Source organism: Streptomyces sp. NPDC048257 (assembly GCF_043201855.1).
Lineage (GTDB): Bacteria > Actinomycetota > Actinomycetes > Streptomycetales > Streptomycetaceae > Streptomyces.
Window position 1 is genome coordinate 126,357 of sequence record NZ_JBICZI010000001.1, and the last position, 24,483, is coordinate 150,839.

Here is a 24,483-nt window from a genome sequence, read left to right on the forward strand (position 1 = left end):
TCGCGTGCGGCTACCGAGAACGACCGGATCCTCCGGAGGGACCGGTCAGCGGTTGCCGGGGCCCCGGTCGGGGGCGATCATCGCGATCAGTCCGTAGTCCAGCTCCGCCCCGTCGACGAGCAAGGCCTCGACCGCGCGCGTGCTCGGGTCGATGTCGGCTTCCACGCCCTGCCCGCGGTAGCGGGGGTACCCGGAGGCGCCCGTTTCGCCGGTCGCCTCGACCACCGCCGACCGCAAGGCCCTGTCCGCCGCGGACTCGCCGCGCAGGTTCTCGATGTGCTCGGGCACCAGCAGGATCTCGAAGCTCTGCGGCTCAGTGGTCATGGACCGACGCTACCGGATCAGGCGCCCCGGAGCGGGTGTGCACACGCCCCGCCTCGTAGGCTCTGCGGGACCCCCGCACACGGATGAAGAGGAACGACATGAGCGGCGACACCCCGAGCAGGATCCTCCTCGTCGCGAAGGAGCCCACCCTCCGGGGCCTGCTGGAGCGCCTCCTCGTGACCCGGGGGTTCGCCGTGGTCGACGGCGGAACCGGAGCGGACACCGTCTCCCTGCTGGGCAGCGCCGGTCCGATCGACCTGGTGATCTGCGAGCGCACCGGGCCGGGCCTGGACGAGGTGGCACTGTTCGAGGAGATCCGCCGGCACCCCGATCACGGACGGGTGCCGATCCTCGCGCTGCCGCCCGCGGATCCGGAGTGCACGGTCCACGCGCTGGAGGCCGGTGTGAGCGACTGCCTCGCGAAGCCGTTCCACCCCACGGAGTTCCTGGCGCGCGTCGAGCATCTGGTCCGGCCGGCCGCGGCCTGATTCCGCTCTTCGGCCTCCGGCCGGTCGTCGGGATCCGGCCGGTCCGGGCCGGGGAGTGCGATTGGCCGGACATCGCCCTGGTCCGGCCCGCTCGGGATTCCTACGATTCGGGCACCCGGTCTTCACCGACCGGACATTGTCAGGGGCATGCCCAGATTCCCCTTCCTGGGCCTGCCCCGTTCCACCCTGCACACCGGTATGTGACGACCCGGCCCCGTCCGGCCGGCCGCACCCCCCACCCTCCGGCGCCCAGGCACCCCCGCCTGCGCGCCGCCCGGTACCGAAGCAGTGGATCGGAGAACCATGTCAGGTGCATTCCTCGTGAGCGGCGCGATCGGCGCCCTGCTCACCGCCACCCTGCCCACCCACACCAGCCCCTCCACCATCGTGGACCCGCCGCCCGACCGCATCGTGATCGAAGTCGCCACCGTCAACGGATCCGGATGCCCCAAGGACACCGCGGAAGTCGCCGTGTCCCAGGACAACACCGCGTTCACCGTGACCTACAGCCAGTACCTCGCACAGATCGGCGGCGGCGCCCCGCCCACCGCGGCGCGCAAGAACTGCCAGCTCAGCCTGATCGTGCACGTGCCCAGCGGATTCACCTACGCGGTCGCCAGCGCCGACTACCGCGGCTACGCCTCGCTGGCGCCGGGCGCGAAGAGCACCGAGAAGGCCTCGTACTACTTCCAGGGCTCGCCGGACACCGCCTCGCACACCCACACGTTCAGCGGCCCCCAGGAGGACAACTGGCAGGCCACCGACGTGACCGACTGGGCGCAACTGGTCTGGGCGCCGTGCGGGGTGCAGCGGAACTTCAACATCAACACCGAGCTGCGCGTCACCAGAGGCACCTCGTCCCCCTCGTCCACCAGCTACATGACGATGGACTCCACCGACGGCAGCATCAACACCATCTACCACCTGGCCTGGAAGGAATGTCCCGGTAAGTGATCCACCCCGCTCCCGGCCGCCCCCCGCTCCGCGTGCGCGCGCAGCGGGGGGCGGTACCCGCGAGCGCGGACCAGCCGGGCGGTGAGCCCGGTGAAGGCCCGGGCCGCGGCGCTCTCGTACGCGCTCTCCCGGCGCAGCAGCACGACCGTCCGGGACGGGAGGGCGGGATCCAGCGGAACGGGGCGCAGGTACGGGTGGTCGTGGGTGACCGCGTCCGGCAGGACGGTGGCCAGTGACGTGCGCCGGACGATCTCGGTGAGGGCGTGCACGGAGTTCGCCTCGACCGCGATGTGGGGCCGGACGCCATGGGCGGCGAGGTAGGCGTCGACGTGTTCGCGGGTGGCGAAGTCCCCGCTGAGCAGGGCCAGTCGGCGCGTCGCGAGGTCGCGTACGGGCAGCGGGCCGGGATCCACGTCGGCGGCGGCGGTGACCAGGCCCAGGGTCTCGGTGAACAGCGGGGTCGCGGCGATACCCGGCAGGTGCGGCCCCTCGAAGGCCAGGCCGAGGTCGTGGTCGTCGGCGAGCAGGCCGGCCTCGATGCGGTCCTGCGGCATTTCCCGGACGTCCAGGGTGATGCCGGGATGGTCGGCGTGCAGTCCGGCCACGAGCGGGCCGACGAGGTACGCGGTGAAGGTGGGGGTCAGCGCGAGGCGCAGGTGGCCGCGCGAGAGGTCGGCCAGGTCCAGGACGGCGCGCTCGGCGGCGGCGAGGTCCCGTAGGGCGCCGCGCGCGTAGTGGACGTACGTCGCGCCGGCGTCGGTGAGCCGCACGGCGCGCCCCGTACGGTCCAGCAGCTGGACACCGACGGTGCGTTCGAGCTGCTTGACCTGCTGGGACAGGGTGGGCTGGGAGATCCGCAGCTCTTCGGCGGCGCGAGTGAAGCTGCCGTGTTCGGCGACGGCGATCAAGTAGCGCAGGTGACGCAGTTCCAGAGCCATGGACGCGACTATAGATGACATCGATGGCAGACATGGTTAATGCGTCCTGGACACAATAGATGCAGGTCATGCATGGTGGAACACGTCAAGCCCCGCACGGGGCGCATCCCACGGAGGGAGGGACCATGCAGATCGAGACCATGCGGTCCGAGACCACGCAGACCCCCGGCGATCTCGCCGGCGGCGTCGCCCGTTTCCAGCGCGAGGTGTTTCCGGCCAAGGCGGGGCTCTTTGCCCGTCTGGCCGAGGTACACCGGCCGGCGACCCTGTTCATCGGGTGTTCGGACGCCCGCGTGGTGCCGGAACTGATCACCCAGAGCGAGCCGGGCGAGTTGTTCGTCGTCCGCACCGCCGGAAACCTGGTCCCCGCCCACGCACCGGGCCCGGACGGGGTGGCGGCCAGCATCGAGTACGCCGTCGCCGTCCTCGGTGTCGGCGACGTCGTCGTGTGCGGGCACTCCGCCTGCGGGGCGATGACCGCCCTGGCCGAGGGCGCCGACCTGAGCACCGCCGCCTCCGTCGCGGGCTGGCTGCGGCATGCGCACGCCTCGGTGGCCCGTACCGCGGCCGGGGCCGGCCCCGACCGGCTGGCCGCCCTGATCCGCGAGAACGTACGCGCCCAGCTCGCGAACCTGGCCACCCACCCCTCGGTCGCCCGGGCGCAGGCGGCGGGGACCCTCACGCTGCACGGCTGGGTCTACGACATCCGCTCCGGCGGTGTCACGGAGGTCGGCCCCACCACGGCCGCCTGACCCCCTCCCCCGCCTCTTCCCCCTCTCCCCTCTCCCCTCTCCCCTCTCCCCTCTCCCCTCTCCCCTCTCCCCGAAGGACACCTTCATGCCGCACGCCCAGGTCGACCCCTCCGCCCGCCAGGCCCTGGCCGTCACCGTCGTCGACGCCAAGACCCGCAAGGACCTCTCCTGGCAGCAGCTCGCCGACGCGGCCGGTCTCTCGGTCGCCTTCGTCACCGCCGCCCTGCTGGGCCAGCACGCCCTGCCCGAGACCGCCGCGAAGGCGGTCGCCGAACGGCTGGACCTGGACGAGGACGCGGCGCTGCTCCTGCAGACGATCCCGACCCGCGGGTCCATCCCCGGCGGTATCCCGACCGATCCGACGATCTACCGCTTCCACGAGATGCTGCAGGTCTACGGCACCACCCTGAAGGCACTGGTCCACGAGCAGTTCGGGGACGGCATCATCAGCGCGATCAACTTCAAGCTGGACGTCAGGAAGGTCGCCGACCCCGAGGGCGGTGAGCGCGCCGTCATCACCATGGACGGCAAGTACCTGCCCACACGCCCGTTCTGATCGGCGTCAGGCGCACTCGCCCGCGGGGGACGCACCCGTCGGGCACCCGGCGCCGCGCCGCTCACCGAGCTGCCAGAAGAGCCGGTTGTCCAGGCATTCGGCCAGGTAGGGGACGCCCGCGGTGTAACCCGATCCCTGCTCGTCGCCGAGCATGCGTGCGGCGAGGCTCCGGTGGGTGGCCTTCCAGCGCTGGTGCCTTTCCTCCAGCGTGCCCAGCGCGGTACGGAAGTGGTTCCACTCCGCCGCGCTGAAGCGGGCCGAGCGGCGGAGGTCGAGATAGGCCCGGACCACCGTGTCGTGGCCGTCGTCCTCGGCCTCGGCCCGTACGGCGGGGACGTTGGTGAAGGCCTCCGACCGCAGCCGCGGAGCGGTCGGGAGGCCGCACAGGATCTCGAAGCGCTTGTACTGCTCGGACTGGATGGCGCTGGCGCCCTGGGTGAACTGCCGGAACCCTTCGAAGTGTTCCGGCCGCATGGTGGCGACCATCCGGAAGAGCGCCGAGGCCCGGTCGAAGAGGCCGGCGGCACGGTCCACCTGGTGCGCCGCCGCTTCCAGGCGGCCGTCACGCAGTGCCTCGATCGCCGTCCGTACGTCCGTCGCGATCGCCGTGAAGATCATTTCGTGGGCCTGGAGGGCCCTGATGAAGAAGTACTCGTCGTGCAGCACGTACACGGGCTGAACCGTCACGTCGAACCAGTGGCCGGCCTCCGCGGCGCCGGGCCGGGGAAGGAGCTCGGCGACGTCGGCCCAGTCGGACCAGGACACCTGGGACGCCCGGGACATCAGGTCATCGGCATCCACTGCGTCGAGATCGTCCGCCACGAACCGCAGGGCGTGACGGAGTCGCTTGCGCAGGGTCACCGGGTCCGGCGGATCCCTGTCCTCGGATTCCCCGGACAGGGCTTTCGAGCGGATCTCGAAGCGCATGACGTCGGCTATGAGCAGCGTGGCCATCCGGTTCGGATCCGGCGCTTCGTCCGCCTCGTCCACAAGGAGCTCCAGCAGGGGCAGCGAAAGGTAGGTCCGGTTTGCGTAACGTCCCTCGTGCTTGTCGAGCATGCAGTCGAGAAATGCCTGCAGAAAGGGGCGGCGGACCACGGCGTGGCGGTTCTGGATTTCACCGAGCTGGGAAAGAAGGGACTGCGGCAGGAAATGCTTCCCGGTTCGCCGCACCTCTTCCGTGACGGTACGGGCCAGGTGGATTCCGTCCAGCTCCCCGTTCGCGTGCCCGGTGGCCGCCCAGCGGTCCACTTCTCCGAATTCCGCATTCATCGCCACTCGCCTCCTGGGCCTGATGGGCCTCACGCCGTCCGGGTGAAGCAGGAGATTCAAGTGGGCATGATCGGAACACCGTGCGTCACGTCTCGAACATTCGTGTCTTGACAAGGACGGCAGGGACACGAACAGAGCCTCCGGCCCGCTCGGGCAGGAGGCTCTGGGACATACGGTCGGTGCCCACCGTGACGGCCGCTCGGCCGACGCGCGCCGGTGGAGGAGATGGATCCGTGGGAGCGTGGATCCGGGTGGAACAAGCCGGGGCCCCGTGGGCACTCGCGCAGGCGTCGGAGGCCCCGGCTCGCAGAAGGGGACCGCGTCAGCTGCCGGCCGAGACGTTGCCCGAGAGGACCGGGATGTTGTCCAGGATGTGCGAGAGCGGCTCGTCGCCCTTGGCCTGGGTGGAGTTCTCGGTGCACTGCTGGTTCTGCGGGTTGGACAGGATGTTGATGTCCTGGACACCGACGTTGACCAGGGCAAGGATCGACTGGGCGTTGACCTTCGCCGGCAGGCCGATGCAGGGCTTGTTCAGGGTGCCCTGGACCAGGCCGAGCTGCGGGCTCAGGTCACCGGCGGTCTTCTGGTTGCCGTACGCCTGCACGGCGCCGTTGCCGTTGACGGTGTTGATCCCGTTGTCGTTGCCGATGGCCATGGCCGGGGCGGCCATGGCCGCGCCCGCGCCGACGATCGACGCGGTGGCGGCGGCGGTGGCCATGAACTTCTTGATCATCAGTGGTCCTTCTGTCGCACGAGTGCACGGTGATAAGCACCTTGATCAACGGCCGGGTCGACCACAGGTTGCGCTGCTTCACCCGAACAGCCCCTATCGCGTCTCGCGGCCCCGAACAGCCACGCTCACCTCGACGACGTAGTGCTCCTCCACCCATCCGTCCGGGAACCGGCCCATGAGGAGGCCCCGTTCCTCCTCCAGGAAGGCGTCCGTGCCGGGCTCGCCGATGAGGAAGAGGGAGTGGGTGGACAGCTTGGCCAGATGCGTGTCGACCGGGACGCGGCGCGACCATGCCAGGCGGCGGTCGGTGAAGCGCAGCCCCTCCTGCGAGAGGGCGCGCTCGTTGATGTACCAGCCCGGGCCGAACCGCTCCTGGATCCGGTTCTGCTGGTCCGCGATCCAGTCCACCTCGACGTCCGGGTCGTTCTGCCAGACCGCCAGCGCCCCGCCGGGACGCAGCACGCGCAGCGCCTCGGGGACGGCGTGGGCCGGGTCGGTCCAGTGCCAGGACTGAGCGTAGGTCAACAGGTCCAGGCAACCGGAGGCCAGCGGCAGCCTGTTGCCGTCCGCGCGGACCAGCGGCAGGTGGGGGTTGCGGCGCCGGAATTCCTGGGCCATGCCTTCCCCCGGCTCCACCCCGACCACCCGGGCGCCGCGGGCCGCCAGGAGGGCGGTGGCGATTCCCGTTCCCGCCCCGACGTCGGCGACCCGTGCTCCGGCCAGCGGAAAGCCGGCCATCTCCGCCAGCGTGTCGAAGAGCGCGGGCGGGTAGGCGGGGCGGTGTGCGGCGTAGCGTGCGGCCGCGGAGCTGAAGGAACGAGCACGGGATTCGTTCGTCATGGCGTCCATGATGCCGGTGTCCCGGAGCGGCGCGGAGAGGCAGTCGCACATGGTGGCCGCGCGGTACGTCACATCGCTGGTAGGGGCGTTGGAGCGGTACGCGGGGCAGCCCGCGCTCGGGTCCGGCCCGGTCGTGCTGGATTTCCGGGAGGTGCTCGACGGGGCCTGCCGGCTGGCCGGAGTGCTCTCCGATGCGGGGGTCTGGCGCGGCTCGGGCCTGGCCTGCGTGGCGGGTTCGAACCGGCCGGAGGTGCTGCTGGTACGGATCGCCGCGCACCTGCTGGGCGCGCGGCTGACCCAGGTGCTGGCCGGACCGGCCCTGTACGCGCTGGACTTCGTCCTGCGCGACTGCCGCCCGGACCTGGTCGTGCACGATGTGCCGGTGCCCGACACCGGGGCGCCCCGGCTCGGCCTGGACGAGTTGCTCCGCCGGGCCGCCGGCCACGGGCCCGCGGCCGTGTCCGTACGGGCGCGGGAGGAGGACGTGGCGCGCGTGACGTACACGGGCGGGACGACGGGGCGGCCCAAAGGGGTCGCCTCCACCTTCGCCGCGATGGCCGCGCGGAACGCCGTACGGCCGGCGGCCTGGGCCGAGTCGGTCTACCTGTCGGTCACGTCGCTGGCGCAGCGGTCCGGCGGGCGGTGTCTGGAGCAGTGGCGGGCCGGGGGCCGGGTGGAGATCCTCGAACCGTTCTCCCCGGGGGAGTTCGCGGCGGCCTGCCGGCGCCTGGAGCCGGTGGCCACGTACCTGACGACCTCGATGGTGTACCGGCTGCTGGACGACCCGGCGACCGCGCACGGCGTGCCGGGGCTGGAGGCGGTCTCCTACGGCGATTCGCCCGTCCACCCCGGACGGCTGCGGGAGGCCGTGACCCGCTGGGGCGGCCGGTGGCGGCAGGGCTACGGCACGAACGAGGCGGCGGTGATCTGCCGCCTCTCCGCCGCCGACCACGATGCGGCGGTGGGCGGGCGGCCGGAGCTGCTCGCTTCGGTGGGGCGGCCCGTCGAGGGGGTGGAGGTGGAGGTGCGCGACGAGCGGGGCACGGCGGTGGCGCCCGGCTGTACGGGCGAGGTGTGGATGCGGTCGGCGGCGATGATGACCGGGTACTGGGGGCGGCCGCGGCTGACGGCCGGGGTGCTGCGGGACGGCTGGCTGCGGACCGGGGACGTCGGGCACTTCGGTGCCGGCGGCTACCTGTACCTGGACGACCGGGTCCACGACGTGGTGATGGTCCACGGGGACAACGTGTACTGCGTGCCCGTCGAGGCCGCGCTCGCCCGGCATCCGGCGGTCGCGCAGGCCGTGGTGGTCGGCCGGCACAGCGACCTCAGCGGCGAGGAGGTGTGCGCCTTCCTGGTGCCGGCGGCGGGGTACGCGTTCGGCGCCGAGCAGGCCGCCGAGGCCTGTGACCTGGTGGCGAAGGACCTGGCCCCGGCGCACCGGCCCACAGCGGTGTTCTGGGAACGGGCGATCCCGCTGACCGCGCGGGGCAAGCCGGACAAGCGCCTGCTGCGGGAGTGGGCGGCGCGGGCCTAAGGGCTGTCCCGTCATCCCGGGTGGATCAGCGCGCGGCGTCAGATGCGGTGCGTCGCAAGGCGGAGGCACGTCCTCATTTTGGGCGTATCTGGACGTTTCCGACAACGCGGCGAGGTGCCGTAGCCGGCCTCGCGCGCCCGCCTGGGATTGCGGGACAGCCCTGGGGAGGTGTCTTGTCGGTCGGGCGAGCCCGGTCCGGCGGGCAAGACACCCCCAAGGGGGCGGCCTCCGGGTCAGGGCCGTGCGGCGGCGTAGGTCCAGAACTGCCGCATCACCTCGGGTGAGGCCGGACCGCCCATCTGGCGCTGGGTGAGGAGCAGCGTGACGGTCCCGGTGGCGGGGACGATGTGGGCGGCGGTGCCGGTGCCGCCGATCCAGCCGTACCGGCCGGGTACGTTCCACGGGTCGCGGCGTGCCACGTCGACCGAGCCGCCGAAGCCCCAGCCCTGGCCCTCCAGGAAGAGGTCGCTCGCCTCGCGCTGCGGCGCGGTGAGGTGATCGGTGGTCATCTGCCGCACCGAGTCCGCCGAGAGCAGCTGCCGGCCCCCGTACGAGCCTCCCGCGAGCAGCATCCGGCAGAAGGCGAACAGGTCGTCGACGGTGGAGACGAGCCCGCCCGCGCCGGACGGGAAGGCGGGAAGGCTGCTCCACTGGCCGTCGGGCGCGTCGGCGAGTTCCAGGGCTCCGCCGTCGGGAGCGGCCCGGTAGTAGCTCGCGAACCGGTGCAGCTGCCCCTGCGGTGCCGCGAACGCGGTGTCCCGCATGCCGAGCGGCTCGAAGACGCGCTCGGCGAGGACGTCCTGGAAGGGCTGTCCGGCCGCACGGGCGATGAGCACCCCGAGGATGTCGGAGCAGGTGTTGTAGAGCCACGCCTCGCCGGGCTGGTACAGGAGCGGGATCCGCCCGAGGGTCGCCATCCACTCGTCCGGCGCCGGTACGTCCTGGGGCTGGGGCGGCCCCTGCTTCAGTTCGCCGATCAGCGGGACCAGGGCGGGCAGCGAGAAGTCGGTGGGGAAGCCGTACCCGGCGCGGGAGGTGAGGAGGTCGGCGACGGTGAGGGGGCGGTCGGCGGGCACCACGTCGTCGACCGGCGAGGACGGGGTGCGGACGACCGTCGGCGCCGCGAGTTCCGGCAGCCGGGGGGCCACGGGGGCGTCGAGGGTGAGCAGCCCCTCCTCGATGAGCATCATGGTGGCCGCGGCGGTCACGAGCTTGGTGAGGGAGGCGACCCGAAAGAGGGTGTCGCGGGCCATGGGTGCGGCGCCGGCCGTGTCGAGCGAGCCGACGGCCGCGACCTCCACGTCGTCGCCGTGGGCCACGAGGGCCACCGCGCCGGGCAGTGATCCGTCACCGACGTGGGTTTCCAGGAGGCTGCGCAGGTCGCTCATGGTCCACCTTCTCGCTTCTCGTACGCGCGGATGCTCGTAGGGAAGACTGCCGTCGGGCGGCGGATTCATCGGTCCGACACGACCGGCCCCGGTTGGGTCTGGGCCCTGTCCGGGCGGTTTTCGCGGGTCGGCCCGGTTGTCCGGCGCGGTGCTTCGCACGGCGGACGATCGCAGCTCGTAGGTGGCCGTACTCGCGCGATACGACAGCGCGGAGGCGCCGTGCCGGGCAGCACGGGCCCGCGAAGACCGCCCGGACACCCCCTAGGCGGCCGGTACGACCGAGGCGCGTATCGCCGAGGCCCACTCGCCCAGCAGGACGGCGTGGCGGATCCGCTCCGCGTCGGAGAGGCGGCCCTCGGCGCGTGCAAAGAGGCAGCGGATGTCGGCGTTGATCTCGGCGAGGGAACGCTCGGGTACCGGGTGATCGTCAGGGGTCGGGCTCACGTGATCAAGAGTAGGCGGCACGTCTGACAACGGTGGACCATGTCCGTCATGCGGACGGCCGGAACGGGGGTGTTCCCGCTCATTGCGCTCCCTCCGCTCCCTCCGCTCCTTCCGCGATGCGCGCGGCCCGGTACTGGAGGTAGCGGCGCTCCGGGATGCTGAGGGTGAGGCCGGCAGCCTTCGCGTAGGCCGCGCGCGCCGCCGCCCGGTCGCCCGCCGTCTCCAGCAGGTGGGCCCGTACGGCTTCGAGACGGTGGTGGCCGGCCAGCCGCTCGTCCTCGTCCAGGACGTCGAGCAGGGCCAGGGCCCGCCGTGGCCCGTGCACCATGGCCACCGCGACCGCATGGCCCAGGCGCTCCACCGGGCCGGGGACCAGGCGGATCAGCACCTCGTACAGGGCGAGGATCTCCGCCCAGTCGGTGTCCTCGTCGCTCGCCGCCTCGTCGTGGACGGCCGCGATCGCGGCGCGCAGCTGGTACGGGCCGAGCGCGGTGTGCGTGAGGGCGTCGCTGACCAGGGCCACGCCTTCGGTGATGGCGGCGCGGTCCCAGCGGGTGCGGTCCTGCTCGGCGAGGGGGATCAGACTGCCGTCGGGGGCGGTGCGGGCGGCACGGCGGGCGTCGGTGAGGAGCATCAGGGCCAGCAGGCCGGCCACCTCTCCGTCGGCCGGGAGCAGGGCGTGGACGGCGCGGGTGAGGCGGACCGCTTCGGTGGCGAGGTCGGCGCGTTGCAGATCGTCGCCCGAGGTGGCGGTGTAGCCCTCGTTGAAGATCAGGTAGAGCACGTGGAGCACGTCGGCGAGCCGTTCGGCGTGTTCCGGGCCGGCCCCGCCGGCCTCGGTGCCGCCCAGCGGCCTGCCGAACGGCGCCCCCGAGGCCTTGATACGCCGTTTCGCCCGGGTGATCCGCTGCGCCATCGTGGCCTCGGGCACGAGGAGGGCGCGGGCGATCTCGGCGGTGGTGAGGCCGCCGACGGCGCGCAGGGTGAGGGCGATCCGGGCGGCGGGGGCCAGTTCGGCGTGGCAGCAGAGGAAGAGCAACGCGAGGGTGTCGTCCTCGGCGGGGGCCCGGCTCTCCCCCGGGGGCGGCGCCACGAACTCGTCACGCGGGGTGAGCGCGGCGGCCGTCTCCTCGCGGCGCCTGCGCGCGTCCTCGCTGCGCAGCTGGTCCATGAGCCGGCGGGAGGCCACCCGGATCAGCCAACCGCGCGGATTGGCCGGGCGGCCCTCCTCGGGCCACTGCCGGGCGGCGGCCAGCAGGGCCTCTTGTACCGCGTCCTCGGCGGCGTCGAAGTGTCCGTAACGGCGGACGAGCGCGCCGAGGACCTGCGGCGCCAGGCGGCGCAGCAGGTCCTCGCTCGCCGGGGTGGATTCGGGCCCGGGGGCGGTCGTCACATCTCGGTCCCCGAGCGGCTGTCGACGGGGTGGACGACGACCGGGTAGTTGGGTGCGCCCTCGGGGACCGGGCAGGCGTAGGCGCGGGCGGCGATCTCGGCGGCGCGGTCGAAGTCCGCGACGTCGACGATCCAGTACCCGGCGAGCACTTCCTTGGCCTCCCCGTACGGACCGTCGGAGATCACGGGGCTGCCGTCGCCGGCAGCGGTGACCAGGCGGGCCTGGCGGGGGTCGGCCAGGCCTTGCCCGTCGACCCACTCGCCCGACTCGGCGAGGTCGTCGTTGAGGGCGCCCATGTAGTCGAACATCGCCTTGAGGTCCGCTTCGGACCATCCGGGGCTGTCGATGTTCGCCGCGCCGCCCATGGCGTCGTAGTCGGCCTGCTTCCCGAGAACCATCAGCATGTACTTCATGGGGTGCCACTCCTTCTGTTCTGCGCGGCGGCTCCGGGATCGGGAGCCTTTCGCAGGGGACGTCGGAGCCGTCCTTCCCATTTCGACACGTCGGCCACGGCTTTGCGCAACGGCTTCGGCCGAGGGCCACCCGCACGGCTCAGTGGACCTCCCGGCCGTGACCGAACCGTCGCCGCGTCGAAGCGCGATCGGCCTCGTCGGCGGGGGGACCGGCTTGCTAGCTTCCTGCCGAAGCCGACCCGGAGGACCGATCTGATGCCCGTATCCCGAGGCCCCCGCAGGGCCATGAGCGCGGCGGCCGTGGCCGCGGTCCTGCTGGCGGTCAACACCGGGTGCGGGGACAAGGCCGGCAGCGCCGCGGAGCCGGTCTCGGCTTCGGCTTCGGCTTCGGCTTCGGCTTCGGCCGCGGCCTCGGCCTCGGCCTCGGCCTCGGTCGTTGCCTCCCCGCCGGCGGGCTCCTCCGCACCTCCGGCCCCGCCCGCGACCCGGACGGTGACCACACCGCCGCCGACCCCGCCCCCGGCCCCGACCCGGCTCACGGTCGCGGTCGACACCGCGGGCGGCCGGCTCTCGCTCGTACGGGGCGGCGCCCCGCAGGAGTTCACCGTCACCCTGCGGAACGGCAACTCCGCCGAGTACCGGCACGTGCTGGTGGCCTTCCAGATGGAGATCCTGGTCGGCGAACCCGGTGTCCGGCCCGGCAGCGGCCCGGGTTTCCTGCTGGAGCGCTTCGACCCGGCCTCGGGCAGCTGGCGCCCGGCCGACTTCCGCATCGCCAATGACACCAAGCCCGCGTCTTTGTTCAGGGGCGGCAGCCCACTCGCCCGCGACGCCGTCCGCGTCGAGCGCTACCGACTGCGCGCGACGGCCGGCGGCCCCACGGGCAGCAGTCCGGTGGTGGTGTCCTTCATCGACACGGATGCCGAGCGTGAGGTCGCGGCCCACGCGATCCTCGGGCACAGCACCCGTTAGGCCGTCTCGTTCGGATCGTGCCGGATGAGCCCGGCCTGATCGGCCACACACCCACCTAGTGCGTGGTCCAGATGAACTTGCCGCCGCCGACCCACCGAACCACGTCCAGGTCGTCGAGGTCGTGGATCGTGATCCCGACCTCCGCGGCGACCAACAGCACGTCCGTCATCGACATCGCCCTGCCGACGAACTCGCCGTCGACCTCCACGATGCGGAAGGGCGGGTTTCCGGGTTGCACCCCCCGGACGGTGATGCGCGCCGGGGACATGTGAGGTGTCGAGCCTTCGGTCATGCGGAGACGGTCGCACGATGTGACCGGTCACGGGCTCGGCGACACGTGCCGAGGGGCCGATCGGCGTCCCCCGCCACGCCTCAGGCCGCCTCCCCGAGGGCGAACGCGGCGGTCCGCCAGGCGGCGGTGACGGCCTCGCGAGCCCGGTCCGTCGCCTCCGGCACCCGGTCGGGCAGCTGGAGCGGCGAGCCGATGTGCACGTGGAAGCAGGGCCTGCGCAGCGGGGCGGTGAAGACGCCGGCGAGCTGCTTGGCGCCGCTCCCGGAGCAGAGGCGGCGGGCACCCGCCTGGCCGACGGGTACGACCGGGGCTCCGGTCGCGGCGGCGAGCCGGGCCAGTCCGCTGCGGAAGGGGCCCGGGGCCGTCTCCCCCGCGTCGCGGCGGACGGGCAAGCCGCCTTCGCCGTAGAGCATCACGCTGCGGCCCGAGGCGAGAGCAACGGCTGCGGCGTCGAGGGAGTCGGCGGCCCGGGCGGTGCCGCGGTGGACGGCGATGTGCCCCTCGCGGCGCAGCGCGGAGCCGAGCAGCGGGATGCGCCAGAGCCCGCTGGTGGCCAGGATGACCGGCTCGATGCCGTGCCGGCGCAGCGCGGCGACGACGACGGCCGGGTCGGCGAGGGAGGTGTGGTTGGCGACCAGGATGACGCCGGGGGCCGGCTGCGACCCGAGGTCGGCGGTGACGGTCAGCCGCCCGAAGGCGGGTACGAGGGCGGCGGCGATTCGGCTGAGCATGGACGTCCCCGTTCGGATGGTGCGGTGGTGGTGCGCTGCTGATGCGTCCATGGTCGGCTTGCGCGGCGGGCACGGTCATGAGTAGGCGTACTCACCGAATATGACCGAACGGTCACAAGATCCCGCGCGCGGAACGAGTGGGGTCGTGGGGGCATCTAGCAGTGCGGCGAGGCCCCGTGGGGTCTCGCCGCACGTATCGGCACGGTGTGAGCAGCAAGGCGGGGCTGGGATGAAGGCGGTAACGGTGGCGGGCGGTTCCTCGGACGACCCGGAGATCGAGGCGGGGACCGCCGTCCTGAAGGCGGAGCCGGAACAGGTGTCCGCCGAGCCGATGACCGAAGCGGGACCGGCGGCCGCCGGCGCCGACGACGGCCCGAACGCCGAGGCCCAGCCCGGCGGCGAAACCGAACAGGAGGCCGACGCCGGACCGAAGGCGGAGACCGAACGGGGAGCCGCAGCCCACCCCGAGTCCGGCACGGACGCCCGACCCGAGGCCGGAGCCGACCCGGAGGCCGAGTCGGGGCCCCGGGACGAAACCGTTTCCGCGGCCGGCACCGACGCCCGCCCCGCGGCCGGATCCGAGCCGAAGGCCGACGCCGAGGGCAAGGCCGAGGCGGAGGACCGGGGCCAGGCCGAACCCGAGACCGAGGCGGAGACCGGCCCCAAGGCCGAACAGGAGGGCTCAGCCCGCCCCGAGGTCGAGGTCGAGGTCGGGGCCAAGCCCAAGGACCCCAGGGGCGCAGCCGTTCCCGAGGCCAAGGGTGACACCGACGCCCGGCCCAAGGCCGGATCCGAGCCGAAGGCTGACACCAGGGCCGAGGCGGACGACCGGAGCCAAGCCGAGACCGGGAGCGAAGCCGTTTCCAAGGCCGAGGCCGAAACCGGCCCCAAGGCCGAACAGGAGGGCTCAGCCCGCCCCAAGGCCGAGGTCGAGGCCAAACCCAAGGACCCCAGGCGCGCAGTCGTTCCCGAAGCCGCAGGTGCAAGCGGCCCGAAGGCCGAGCAAAGGGGTGCATCCCGCTCCGAGGCCGACACCGACGCCCGGCCCAAGGCCGGATCCAAGCCGAAGGCTGGCACCAGGGCCGAGGCGGACGACCGGAGCCAAGCCGAGACCGGGAGCGAAGCCGTTTCCAAGGCCGAGGCCGAAACCGGCCCCAAGGCCGAACAGGAGGGCTCAGCCCGCCCCGAGGCCGAGGTCGAGGTCGAAGCCAAGCCCAAGGACCCCAGGGGCGCAGCCGTTCCCGAGGCCAAGGGTGACACCGACGCCCGGCCCAAGGCCGGATCCGAGCCGAAGGCCGAAGCCAAGGGCCCGGGGCCGGCGGAGCGCGGGAGCGAGGCCGTTCCCGACGGTGAGGCTCCGGCCGACGAGACGCAGGTCATCGTTCGGCCCGTGCCCGGTGGTGGGCCGCGGGAGGCGCCCTCGTGGGTGCGGGACGTGGAGCCGGAGGCCGAGCGGACGAGCCAGTTCGTCGCGCTCAAGGACCCCGACGCCCTCCCGGCACCGGCATCCGCACCGGCATCCGCACCGGCAGCGGCACCCGCGCCCGCCCCCTCCGCACCGCTCCCCCCGCTCGGCCTGCTGGCCGAGCTCACCAACACCCCTCCCCCCACGGAGACCCCCCGCCGGACCGCGCTGCGTCGCGTCAGGATATGGACGCCGATCCTGCTCCTCCTCGCGGGCGCCGGCGTCGGCGCGCAGCTGCTGCGTCCCCTGCCCGCCCCGCAGCTCGTCGCGTCCGCGACCGACCGCACCGTCGACGGGCAGTTCACCATCCCCTGGCCCGCCAAGGGCCAGGGCGCCGTCCGCGTCCCCGGCTCCGGCGACCTCGGTACGTTCGGTGAGCAGAAGCCCGTCCCGACGGCCAGTGTCGCCAAGGTGATGACCGCCTACGTGATCCTGAAGGGCCACCCGCTGCGCAAGACCGACCCCGGTCCCGACATCACGGTCGACGCGAAGACCGTCGCGGACGGAAACTCCGAGCACGAGTCCCGCATCGTGGGGCTGACCGCCGGGTCGAAGTTCAGCCAGCAGGACATGCTCAAGATGCTCATGATCCCCTCGGGCAACAACGTCGCGCGCCTGCTGGCCCGCTGGGACACCGGCACCGACTCCGAGGCCGCGTTCGTCGAGAAGATGAACGCCGCCGCCAAGGAGCTCGGGATGGAGCACACCACGTACACGGACCCCAGCGGTCTGGACGCGGGCACCGTCAGCACCGCCACCGATCAGCTGAAGCTCGCCGAAGCCGTCATGAAGGACGAGGCGTTCCGCGCGATCGTCGCGCTGCCGAGCGCCACCATCAAGGGGTTGCCCCAGCGGATCGAGAACAACAACAGCCTGCTCACCGTCCAGGGCCTCAGCGTCCGGGGCATCAAGACCGGTTCCAGCACGCCCGCCGGCGGAGCACTGATGTGGGCGGCGTACAAGTCGATCGGCGACGAGACCCCGCTGATCCTCGGCACGTTGATGGAGCAGCGCGTGGACGGGCCGGACCCGGACGCCATGAACAGCCTGTCGCTGGTGAAGGCGAACAGCCAGAAGATCATCGAGGCGGTGCGAACGGCACTGGCGTCGGTCCCGGTGGTCCGCAAGGGCGACCTCGTGGGGTACGTGAACGACGGGCTCGGTGGCCGTACGCCGCTGGTGGCCACCAAGGACGTGAACATCATCGGCGTACCGGGCCAGCAGGTGAAGGTGTCGCTCACCGTCGGCGCCGGACCGCTGCCGCACACCGCGAAGGACGGCTCCGAGGTGGCCGTGCTGACGGTCGGCAGCGGGGAGGGGACGAGGAGCGTGCCCGTGGCGGTCAAGGGTGCCCTGGCCGAGCCCTCGTTCGGGACGCGGCTCACCCGCGGCCGCTAGCCGGCGGCCGGTCGTGCGGGAGGTCGCGGCCCGAGGGGCCGCGACCTCCCGTTCGTTCAGGCCCGGGACGGACGGCCGGAGCCGCGCGTCAGGGAGTGGCCGAAGAGGCCTGCGAGGGCCGCGAGCACTCCGCCGGCGGCGGTCCAGATCCAGCGGTCCGACCACCAGCCGCCGGACCAGCCGTCTTCCGGCTCGCGCAGGGTCGCCGTGACGGTTCCCGCGACCAGCGGGGTGGAGAGGGTGCCGTCCACCGCGTGGATGCCGCCGGTCTCCTTCACTTCGGCCTCGACGGCCGCACGCACCGGCAGTCCCAGGTCCTCGTCCGGCAGGTCGACGACCGTCAGCCGTACGTAGTAGCTGCCCGGCAGCGGGTCGTTGGCCCACGGCTCGGCGCCGGCGTGGACGGTGCGCAGGGTGCAGGACAGTTCGACCGTGGCGGCCTCCTTGGCCGCTGCCGCGCTCTGCTTGCCGTAGGTGCACGCCTGGCGGCGGCGCAGTCCGTCGTAGACGTCGAGCTGCCAGGTCGAGGCGCCGTGCCGGGCGGCCGATTCGGGCAGCGTGACGGCGGCCTTCACCGTGGCGCGCTGCTGCGCGTCGATCGGGATCACCCAGTAGAGGTAGTCGCCGCTGGAGGCGCCGGCCGTGGCCTTCTGGCCGGGGCGGAACGCCGTGGCGGTGCGGAAGCTGGTGCCCGCCTCGGTCGGAGCGGATTCGGCCTTGGCCGCACCCGGGCTCGCGGTGGCCGTGGCGCTCGGCGAGGGCGTGTCCGCGACGGCGGTGCCCACGGCCGTACCCGCCACCGTGAGAGCGGCGGCCGAGGCCAGCAGGGACGCGGTCAGTGTGCCTACTCTACGCATCAGTTGGTCCTCCAGACGGAGATGCGCCAGCGGGAGATCCATCCCCACACCAGACCGGCCAGCAGCCCGGCGAGCGCCAGCACGGCCAGCAGCCACCAGCCCCGCCCGAGGCCGAAGGCGGCCACGTCGGAGGCCTCGTCGGGTCCGTCCACCAGGTCGATGGTCAGCTCGACGGGCATGCCCGGGGTGGTCTTGACGGTCGCGGGAGCGGAGAAGGAGTTGCTGACCTGGAGGCAGACGGTTTCCGGCACGGGCTTGGCGTCGGAGTCCTCGCCGTCGCTCTCGGCCTTCGGGTAGCGCAGGCCGGTGGAGAGGACGTCGGTACGCCCGTCGCCCGCCTCCGAGCCGCGTACGATCTCGCGCCCGTGGACGGTGGTGGCCCGCAGCAGGACGCCGTAGTCGTTGTTGACGGCGCGGTCGGCGCCGATGCTGACCGAGGCGCGCAGTTCCTGGCCAGGGAGGACGTCGACCCGGTACCAGCGGTGTTCGCCGAAGGTCTCGCGGTCGCTGTAGAGGCCGGCCTTCAGCTGCGGGGCGCCCGCGCACTGCTTGGCGCCCTCGGTCGCCACCGGGTTGACGACCGGGTCCGCGGCGCGGTCGACGAGTTGGCGCACTCTGCTGGACAGGTCCGCCTTGTGCTGCACCGAGGTGTAGGTGCCGCCGGTGGCTTCGGCGATGCAGGTGAGCTGGGCACGGGTCTTGGCGTCCGGGACCAGGCCGAGGGTGTCGATGACCAGGTGGATGCCCTTGGCGGCGATGTCGCGGGCCACTTCGCACGGGTCGAGCGGGGCGCAGGTGTCCTCGCCGTCCGTGATGAGCACGATCCGCTTGGTGGCGTCACCGCCCTCGAGGTCCTGGGCCGCGCCGAGCAGGGCCGGGCCGATCGGCGTCCAGCCGGTGGGGGCGAGGGTCGCCACGGCGGTCTTCGCCTCGGTCCGGTCGAGCGGTCCGACCGGGTAGAGCTGCTTGGTGTCCTTGCAGCCGAGCGCCCGGTCCTCCCCCGGATAGTTGGCCCCCAGGGTCCGTATGCCGAGGCGCACCTCGGCGGGGACCGCGTCGATGACCTCGTTGAAGGCCTGCTTGGCCGCGGCCATGCGGGACTGTCCGTCGATGTCGTTGGCCCGCATGGAGCCGCTGACGTCGAGGACGAGGTCGACCTTGGGGGGTTCCTTGGCCGTCGGTCCGTCGGCGGCGGTGGCGCTCGCCGGGAAGAGCCCGACGGCCAGGGCGGCGAGCAGGCCGCACGCCCGGGCCGCCAGCCGTTTTCTTGTGATCATCGCCGGATCGTATTGAGGATCGTCCGGCAATCCAAAACGGGTGCCCGGCCTCGGCTTTCGGGGTGGCGGGGTCGTCCGTCCAGGGCTGTACGGGGCCCTGCGCAGGACGTCCGCGAGGAGTGGGACGGGCCGGACCGGCGGATATCCGGGTGCATCGGGCGGACCACCCGTTCTAAGGTCCCGGGATGAGTACCATTCGCACCTTCCGGATCACCGTCCGCGGCTCGTTCGACTCCCTGACGGACGAGCAGACGGCCCGGCTGCTCGCCGCCGCGCCCGAGCACGACATGCTGCGCGCGGAGTTCACCGCCGAGGGGCACCTCTCGTACGACATCGCGGCCCGGCCCTTCTTCACCTTCCGCTTCCTCGAGTCGGGTGAGGCCGAGGACGACATCCTCGACGCGACGGCCCGCGCGGAGCTGGCGGCGGAGAGCTGGCTGGCCGAGCGGGGGTACGGCTTCAAGCAGCTGAAGTCGCAGGCCCAGGACATGTCGCAGGCTCCGCTGGGCAAGCGGCAGCGCCGGGAGGCCGCCCGCGCCTGACGGGTCAGTCCTGCGCGTTCCCGGGCGCGGTCGCGGCGAAGACGGACGCGAGGTGGTCGGCCAGCGGCTGGGGGGCGGGCGGGGTGAGCCGGGCGCCGAGGTAGCCGTCCGGGCGGATCACGAAGGCCGTCGGCTCCCCGGCCCCGTAGAGGCGGGCGAACTCGCCCCGTCCGTCGCGGTACACCGGCAGCGGTGTCCCATCGGCCTCGATGCCGGCTTCCGCGTCCGGGTCCGCGTCGGCCGGGAGCACCACGCAGACCTCCAGCCGGCCGCCGGAGGACCGGAGTGCCGTGCGTACGAGGGCCTCCAGGCCGGGCCCGGTCGCGAAACCGGCCCCGTACAGCAGCAGTACGTGCTCCCGCTCGCGCAGGACGTCGTACAGGCGCAGCGGGTAGGCGGTGATCCGGCCGGTGAGGCCCTCGCAGTCGGGTGCGCGGTCGCCCGGCCGGGGCCCCGGGCCCTTGCCCGCCGGGTCCACGATCGGGCTTCCCCGGTAGCCGACGAGGAGTTGGGCCTCGCGCATCATCAGGGTCGCCGGGTCGTCCGGGTCCTTCTCCATCCCCTCGACGGCGTGCCGCACGGTGCGGCCGACGACCTCCTCGCCGACGGGGCGCCGTTCGGCGTCGTAGCTTGCGAGCAGGGCGGGGTGGGCCGCGCCGTCCTCGGTCGCGAGGGCGATCTTCCAGGCCAGGTTCCAGGCGTCCTGGATACCGGTGTTCATGCCCTGGGCGCCGGTCGGCGGGTGGATGTGGGCCGCGTCCCCGGCGACGAAGACCCGGCCGTCGCCGTAGCGGTCCACGATGCGGTGGCTGATGCGGAACACCGATGTCCAGCGGATGTCGTAGGCGGTGGTGGGTTTCGGTGAGAGCCGGTCCAGCACGGCCTGGACGTCGGCCAGGCCGGGCCCCCGGCCGTTCTGCAGCCCGTGGGTGATGCCGTCGGCGGCGGTCTCGCCCACGGCCTGCCGCGCGGTGGAGAGTTCGGGCGGGACCATCATCGACATGCGGTACCGGCCCCGGCCGGGCAGCGGGATGCACACCAGCAGGTCGTCGACCGCCCCGTCACCGTTCTGGTGCATGCAGCGCAGGGCGTACCCGGAGGGCAGGTCCCAGTCGACGCGTACGTCGGCGAGCATGTACTCCTCGGCGAAGGCGCCGCCCTCGAAGCCGAGGCCGAGTCCCTTGCGGACGATGCTGTGGGCGCCGTCGCAGCCCATCAGGAAGCGGGTCCGCAGCTCTTCCTCACCGGACGGGGTGTTCAGGCGGCAGGTCACGCCGTCGGCGTCCTGGCCGAACGACACCAGTTCGGTGCCGCGTTCGACGGCGGTGCCGAACCGGCCCAGGAACTCGTCGAGGATGCGCTCGGTCTCGTACTGCGGCAGGCAGGCGAAGCCGTAGGGCACCTCGGGTGGTACGGAGAGGTCGATACGGGGTTGTTCGGCGCCGTTGACGTAGAGGATCTGCCCCCGCATCGGGACGGCCGCCTCCAGCGCGGCGCGGACCATCCCCATCCGGTCCCACACCTCCAGGGTGCGCGGCTGGATGCCCACGGCCTTCGCGAACGGCAGCCTGCCGGGCAGCCGGTCGACGATCCGGCAGGAGACACCCCGCCTGCGCAGCTCGGCGGCGGCGGTCAGCCCGACCGGACCGGCGCCGACGACCAGGACGTCCGTTGCGTAGGTGTGCGCCACTGGCGCCTCCCGGCGTGCGGCCCCCGTACGAGTGGATGCCCCTCCATGGTGGCCGCGCGCCGGGTGTCCGGCATCTTTACTCGATCACGAGGTCGACGTCGATGTTGCCGCGCGTGGCGCGGGAGTACGGGCAGACCTCGTGCGCCTGCTTGACCAGCAGGGCGCCCGTCTCGCCGGCCAGGGATTCCGGGAGCTCGACGCGCAGGGTGACGCCGAGGCCGAAGCCGGCGCCGTCCTTGCCGATGGAGACCTCGGCGGTGACCGAGACCTCGCTGGTGTCGGCCTTTGCCTGGCGGCCGACCAGGCCGAGCGCGCTGGCGAAGCAGGCCGCGTAGCCGGCCGCGAAGAGCTGCTCGGGGTTGGTGCCCTGCCCGTTGCCGCCGAGCGCCGGGGGCATGGCGAGGGCGAGGTCGATCTGACCGTCGGAGCTGACGGTGCGGCCCTCGCGGCCGTTGGCGGTGGCGACAGCGGTGTAGAGCGCGTCCATGAGAGGTCCTCTCGCAGAAATGAACCGTGGTGGCGGCCGGTGGTCGGCCGCGCTCCACTACTAGAGCACACAATTCAGTTGTGCACAATTCAATGCCTCGCAAGTCCTTCCCGGGTACACTGGACCGCATGACCGAGCAGCCCACCGCGACCCACCCCGACCAGGACTTCCTGCGCCTCGACGGCCAGATCTGCTTCGCGCTGAACGCCGCGAGCCGTGCCTTCGGGGGCCTCTACCGGGTCGTCCTCAAGGACCTCGGGCTCACCTACCCCCAGTACCTGGTGATGCTGGTGCTCTGGGAGCACGGCGAGATGCCGGTCAAGGAGATCGGGCAGCACCTGCGACTGGACTCCGGAACGCTGTCGCCGCTGCTCAAACGGCTGGAGGCGGCCGGACTGGTCCGCCGCGAGCGCAGCACCGAGGACGAGCGGTCCGTGCACGCCCACCTGACCGAGGAGGGCGCCGCGCTGCGTGTCCGCGCGGTGGAGGTGCCCCGGCGGATCGCGGCCGCGACCGGCTTCGAGCTCACCGAGGTCCTCGACCTCCAGGCCCGCCTGAACCGCCTCACCGCCGCCCTCGACGCCGCCGTGCCCCGGGAGGCCGGAGAGGCGTAGCCGCCTCCCGCGCCGGACACTGGGTCCGGGAAGAGGAGGCGGAGGCGGGAGGTATGCGATGGACCCGGTTGCGGCGCTGGACCGGATCGCCTTCCTGCTGGAACGTGCGCAGGCGCCCACCTACCGGGTACGGGCCTTCCGGTCCGCGGCGGCCGAGGTCACGCGGATGGGCGAGCGCGAGGTGGCCGAGCGGGCCGCGGCCGGTTCCCTGGAGGCCGTGAAGGGCATCGGCCCCAAGACGGCCCAGGTCGTCCGGGAAGCGCTCGGCGGGGCCGTGCCGGCCTATCTGCAGGCGCTGGAGGACGAGGCCGCCGCGCTCCCCGAGGGACCGCCGGCCACGCCCGCCGCCACCGCGCTGCGGGCGGCCCTGCGCGGGGACTGCCACGTGCACTCGGACTGGTCCGACGGCGGCAGTCCGATCGAGGCGATGGGCCGGGCGGCGGCCGCACTGGGCCACGAATGGGCCGTACTGACGGACCACTCACCGCGGCTTACCATCGCGCGCGGGCTCTCTCCGGAGCGGCTGCGCGAGCAGCTGCGGGTGGTGGCCGAGCTCAACGACACCTGGGCGCCCTTCCGGCTGCTCACCGGAATCGAGTGCGACATCCTCGACGACGGCTCCCTGGACCAGGAGCCCGAGCTGCTGGAGCAGCTCGACCTGGTCGTCGCCTCGGTGCACTCGAAGCTGCGGATGGACTCGCCCGCGATGACCCGGCGGCTGCTCGCGGCCGTGCGCAACCCCCTGATGGACGTACTGGGCCACTGCACGGGGCGGCTGGTCACCGGCCGGACCCGGCCCGAGTCGCAGTTCGACGCCGAGGCGGTCTTCGCGGCCTGCGCGCAGAGCGGTACCGCCGTGGAGATCAACAGCCGGCCCGAACGGCTGGACCCGCCCCGGCGGCTGCTGCGCCTCGCCGCGGCGGCCGGAACGTTCTTCGCGATCGACACGGACGCGCACGCCCCGGGCCAGCTGGACTGGCAGCAGGTCGGCTGCGAAAGGGCCGTGGAGTGCGAAGTTCCGGCCGACCGCGTCATCAACACCTGGCCGGCCGACGTCCTCCTCACCTGGACCCGCACCCGGAAAATGCCTTAGGCCCTGTCCGGGCGGGGCACCGCGCGCTCTCGCCCTGCACCGCGCGGTGATGCCGGCGACGGGCCGGGCGGCTCAGGAGCGGAGTTCGACCACCAGGAGGATCACATCGGCCCCGGCGACCGCCACCGTGGTGAGGAACGGGAGGCGTCCGGCGGGACGGCGGGCCGCGAGCAGCAGCGCCGCCGTGGTCACGGCCAGCAGCGTCCAGCCGTACGCCGTCACCCGCCCAGGTGGTCCTACGACCAGGGTGGCGGTCGAGCCGAGGACGAGCAGTCCGGCCAGCGCGGCCGAGGCGCGTACGCCGAGCCGCTGCGGCAGTCCCGCCACCCCGGTGGCCAGGTCGTCCTCGATGTCGGGCAGTACGTTGGCGAAGTGCGCACCCGCACCGAGGAGGGCCGCGGCGGCCGTGAGCCACGGGGGCGGCCAGGGGGCGCCGGGCAGGCCGAGGGTGACGAAGGCGGGCAGCAGCCCGAAGGCCAGGGCGTACGGGAGCCAGGAGGCGGCCGTGCTCTTGAGCCGGAGGTTGTACGCCCAGGCGGCCGCCACACCGACGAGGTGCACGGCGCCGGCGAGGAGCCCGCAGGCCAGGGAGAGCGGGACGCAGACCAGCAGGGCCAGGGCCGCGGCCCTGGTCACGGCGGCGGGTGACACCGTACCGGCGACCAGCGGTTTGTCACGTCGGCCCGTGGCCAGGTCGCGTCGCAGGTCGGCCCGGTCGTTGCACCAGCCCACCGACAACTGGCCGGCGGCCACGGCGCCCACGGTGAGGGCGGCTGCCGCCGGGGCGTGTCCGGCGGCGGCCGTCAGGGCGGCGGCGAAGAGGGTGACGGCGGCCGCGGGCAGCGGGTGACAGGCCGCGGACAGGCCGCCCCTGGTGGTGGGACGGGGCGCTGCGCTCCCGATGGCGGCAGAGGCGTCGTGGGTGGCGTGGGTCTCGTGGGTAGCGTGGGTCTGCGTGATTCGCGCGGGCACGGCGACACGCTATGCTGCGCCGCGCCCGGTTCGCCTGATTCATAACGACGTGTCAGTTGTT

Annotated in this window: 26 protein-coding genes; 10 read left to right on the forward strand and 16 right to left on the reverse strand. The window is 72.9% G+C overall.

Annotated features, from left to right (window positions below):
• Positions 1-45 precede the first annotated feature (45 nt).
• Positions 46-324 (reverse strand): hypothetical protein, encoded by a 279-nt coding sequence (locus ACGFZK_RS00585; RefSeq protein WP_393846622.1) that lies wholly within the window; start codon positions 322-324, stop codon positions 46-48.
• A gap of 98 nt (positions 325-422) precedes the next feature.
• Between ACGFZK_RS00585 and ACGFZK_RS00590 the strand changes: the two genes are divergently transcribed.
• Positions 423-812: a PleD family two-component system response regulator gene (locus ACGFZK_RS00590; protein ID WP_393846623.1), complete on the forward strand. Its 390-nt coding sequence runs from the start codon at positions 423-425 to the stop codon at positions 810-812.
• Between the two features lie 303 nt (positions 813-1,115).
• Positions 1,116-1,766, forward strand: a complete 651-nt coding sequence (locus ACGFZK_RS00595) for a DUF4360 domain-containing protein (RefSeq protein ID WP_393846624.1) — start codon at positions 1,116-1,118, stop codon at positions 1,764-1,766.
• Here the strand turns inward: ACGFZK_RS00595 and cynR are convergent.
• Positions 1,730-2,704, reverse strand: a complete 975-nt coding sequence (gene cynR, locus ACGFZK_RS00600; RefSeq protein WP_393846625.1) for a transcriptional regulator CynR — start codon at positions 2,702-2,704, stop codon at positions 1,730-1,732. The two genes, ACGFZK_RS00595 and cynR, sit on opposite strands and share 37 nt — an antisense overlap.
• 125 nt (positions 2,705-2,829) lie before the next feature.
• Here cynR and ACGFZK_RS00605 point away from each other — a divergent pair, with 125 nt between their 5' ends.
• Together ACGFZK_RS00605 and cynS are read left to right on the forward strand one after the other, a co-directional pair.
• Positions 2,830-3,456 (forward strand): carbonic anhydrase, encoded by a 627-nt coding sequence (locus ACGFZK_RS00605; RefSeq protein ID WP_393846626.1) that lies wholly within the window; start codon positions 2,830-2,832, stop codon positions 3,454-3,456.
• 85 nt (positions 3,457-3,541) lie between these two features.
• Positions 3,542-4,012, forward strand: a complete 471-nt coding sequence (gene cynS / locus ACGFZK_RS00610; RefSeq protein ID WP_393846627.1) for a cyanase — start codon at positions 3,542-3,544, stop codon at positions 4,010-4,012.
• A 6-nt stretch (positions 4,013-4,018) separates the two neighbouring features.
• On the opposite strand, the gene ACGFZK_RS00615 is transcribed toward cynS, so the two are convergent.
• The 3 genes from ACGFZK_RS00615 to ACGFZK_RS00625 form a co-directional block, all read right to left on the reverse strand.
• Positions 4,019-5,284 carry a tryptophan 2,3-dioxygenase family protein gene (locus ACGFZK_RS00615; RefSeq protein ID WP_393846628.1) on the reverse strand — a complete coding sequence of 422 codons (1,266 nt, stop codon included), beginning with the start codon at positions 5,282-5,284 and terminating at the stop codon, positions 4,019-4,021.
• 322 nt (positions 5,285-5,606) lie between these two features.
• Entirely contained in the window at positions 5,607-6,017 is a 411-nt protein-coding gene (locus ACGFZK_RS00620) for a rodlin (protein ID WP_393846629.1), read from the reverse strand.
• Positions 6,018-6,110: 93 nt separating this feature from the next.
• Positions 6,111-6,857, reverse strand: a complete 747-nt coding sequence (locus ACGFZK_RS00625; RefSeq protein WP_393846630.1) for a class I SAM-dependent methyltransferase — start codon at positions 6,855-6,857, stop codon at positions 6,111-6,113.
• Here ACGFZK_RS00625 and ACGFZK_RS00630 point away from each other — a divergent pair.
• Positions 6,856-8,394, forward strand: a complete 1,539-nt coding sequence (locus ACGFZK_RS00630; protein ID WP_393846631.1) for an AMP-binding protein — start codon at positions 6,856-6,858, stop codon at positions 8,392-8,394. The two genes, ACGFZK_RS00625 and ACGFZK_RS00630, sit on opposite strands and share 2 nt — an antisense overlap.
• 233 nt (positions 8,395-8,627) lie before the next feature.
• Here the strand turns inward: ACGFZK_RS00630 and ACGFZK_RS00635 are convergent, their stop codons facing one another.
• From ACGFZK_RS00635 to ACGFZK_RS00650, 4 genes are all read right to left on the reverse strand, one after another.
• A complete protein-coding gene (locus tag ACGFZK_RS00635) occupies positions 8,628-9,782 on the reverse strand; it encodes a serine hydrolase domain-containing protein (protein ID WP_393846632.1) in 1,155 nt (384 codons plus the stop codon).
• A 261-nt stretch (positions 9,783-10,043) separates the two neighbouring features.
• Complete coding sequence (locus ACGFZK_RS00640) at positions 10,044-10,226, reverse strand: hypothetical protein (RefSeq protein WP_393846633.1); 183 nt, start codon at positions 10,224-10,226, stop codon at positions 10,044-10,046.
• 79 nt (positions 10,227-10,305) lie between these two features.
• Complete coding sequence (locus ACGFZK_RS00645; RefSeq protein ID WP_393846634.1) at positions 10,306-11,619, reverse strand: RNA polymerase sigma factor; 1,314 nt, start codon at positions 11,617-11,619, stop codon at positions 10,306-10,308.
• Complete coding sequence (locus ACGFZK_RS00650) at positions 11,616-12,032, reverse strand: YciI family protein (protein WP_393846635.1); 417 nt, start codon at positions 12,030-12,032, stop codon at positions 11,616-11,618. The genes ACGFZK_RS00645 and ACGFZK_RS00650 overlap by 4 nt, the downstream gene beginning before the upstream one ends.
• A gap of 255 nt (positions 12,033-12,287) precedes the next feature.
• Here ACGFZK_RS00650 and ACGFZK_RS00655 point away from each other — a divergent pair, with 255 nt between their 5' ends.
• Positions 12,288-13,004, forward strand: a complete 717-nt coding sequence (locus ACGFZK_RS00655; protein WP_393846636.1) for a hypothetical protein — start codon at positions 12,288-12,290, stop codon at positions 13,002-13,004.
• A 55-nt stretch (positions 13,005-13,059) separates the two neighbouring features.
• On the opposite strand, the gene ACGFZK_RS00660 is transcribed toward ACGFZK_RS00655, so the two are convergent.
• A complete protein-coding gene (locus ACGFZK_RS00660; RefSeq protein ID WP_393846637.1) occupies positions 13,060-13,296 on the reverse strand; it encodes a hypothetical protein in 237 nt (78 codons plus the stop codon).
• Positions 13,297-13,376: 80 nt separating this feature from the next.
• Complete coding sequence (locus ACGFZK_RS00665; RefSeq protein WP_393846638.1) at positions 13,377-14,027, reverse strand: lysophospholipid acyltransferase family protein; 651 nt, start codon at positions 14,025-14,027, stop codon at positions 13,377-13,379.
• 229 nt (positions 14,028-14,256) lie between these two features.
• On the opposite strand from ACGFZK_RS00665, the gene ACGFZK_RS00670 reads away from it, so the two are divergent.
• A complete protein-coding gene (locus ACGFZK_RS00670) occupies positions 14,257-16,890 on the forward strand; it encodes a serine hydrolase (protein ID WP_393846639.1) in 2,634 nt (877 codons plus the stop codon).
• Between the two features lie 56 nt (positions 16,891-16,946).
• Here the strand turns inward: ACGFZK_RS00670 and ACGFZK_RS00675 are convergent, their stop codons facing one another.
• On the reverse strand, positions 16,947-17,747 hold the full coding sequence (locus ACGFZK_RS00675) for a hypothetical protein (RefSeq protein ID WP_393846640.1): 801 nt from the start codon (positions 17,745-17,747) through the stop codon (positions 16,947-16,949).
• On the reverse strand, positions 17,747-19,024 hold the full coding sequence (locus ACGFZK_RS00680; RefSeq protein ID WP_393846641.1) for a VWA domain-containing protein: 1,278 nt from the start codon (positions 19,022-19,024) through the stop codon (positions 17,747-17,749). Before ACGFZK_RS00680 ends, ACGFZK_RS00675 begins: the two co-directional genes overlap by 1 nt.
• Before the next feature lie 185 nt (positions 19,025-19,209).
• Between ACGFZK_RS00680 and ACGFZK_RS00685 the strand changes: the two genes are divergently transcribed.
• A complete protein-coding gene (locus tag ACGFZK_RS00685) occupies positions 19,210-19,566 on the forward strand; it encodes a DUF6204 family protein (protein WP_393846642.1) in 357 nt (118 codons plus the stop codon).
• A 4-nt stretch (positions 19,567-19,570) separates the two neighbouring features.
• On the opposite strand, the gene ACGFZK_RS00690 is transcribed toward ACGFZK_RS00685, so the two are convergent.
• Complete coding sequence (locus tag ACGFZK_RS00690; RefSeq protein WP_393846643.1) at positions 19,571-21,256, reverse strand: FAD-dependent monooxygenase; 1,686 nt, start codon at positions 21,254-21,256, stop codon at positions 19,571-19,573.
• 76 nt (positions 21,257-21,332) lie between these two features.
• Positions 21,333-21,743: an organic hydroperoxide resistance protein gene (locus tag ACGFZK_RS00695; protein ID WP_030770995.1), complete on the reverse strand. Its 411-nt coding sequence runs from the start codon at positions 21,741-21,743 to the stop codon at positions 21,333-21,335.
• A gap of 128 nt (positions 21,744-21,871) precedes the next feature.
• Here ACGFZK_RS00695 and ACGFZK_RS00700 point away from each other — a divergent pair, with 128 nt between their 5' ends.
• Both ACGFZK_RS00700 and ACGFZK_RS00705 read left to right on the forward strand, forming a co-directional pair.
• Complete coding sequence (locus ACGFZK_RS00700; RefSeq protein ID WP_393846644.1) at positions 21,872-22,357, forward strand: MarR family winged helix-turn-helix transcriptional regulator; 486 nt, start codon at positions 21,872-21,874, stop codon at positions 22,355-22,357.
• Positions 22,358-22,415: 58 nt separating this feature from the next.
• Entirely contained in the window at positions 22,416-23,450 is a 1,035-nt protein-coding gene (locus ACGFZK_RS00705; RefSeq protein WP_393846645.1) for a PHP domain-containing protein, read from the forward strand.
• Between the two features lie 72 nt (positions 23,451-23,522).
• Here the strand turns inward: ACGFZK_RS00705 and ACGFZK_RS00710 are convergent, their stop codons facing one another.
• Positions 23,523-24,422, reverse strand: a complete 900-nt coding sequence (locus tag ACGFZK_RS00710) for a UbiA family prenyltransferase (RefSeq protein ID WP_393846646.1) — start codon at positions 24,420-24,422, stop codon at positions 23,523-23,525.
• Positions 24,423-24,483: the final 61 nt, after the last annotated feature.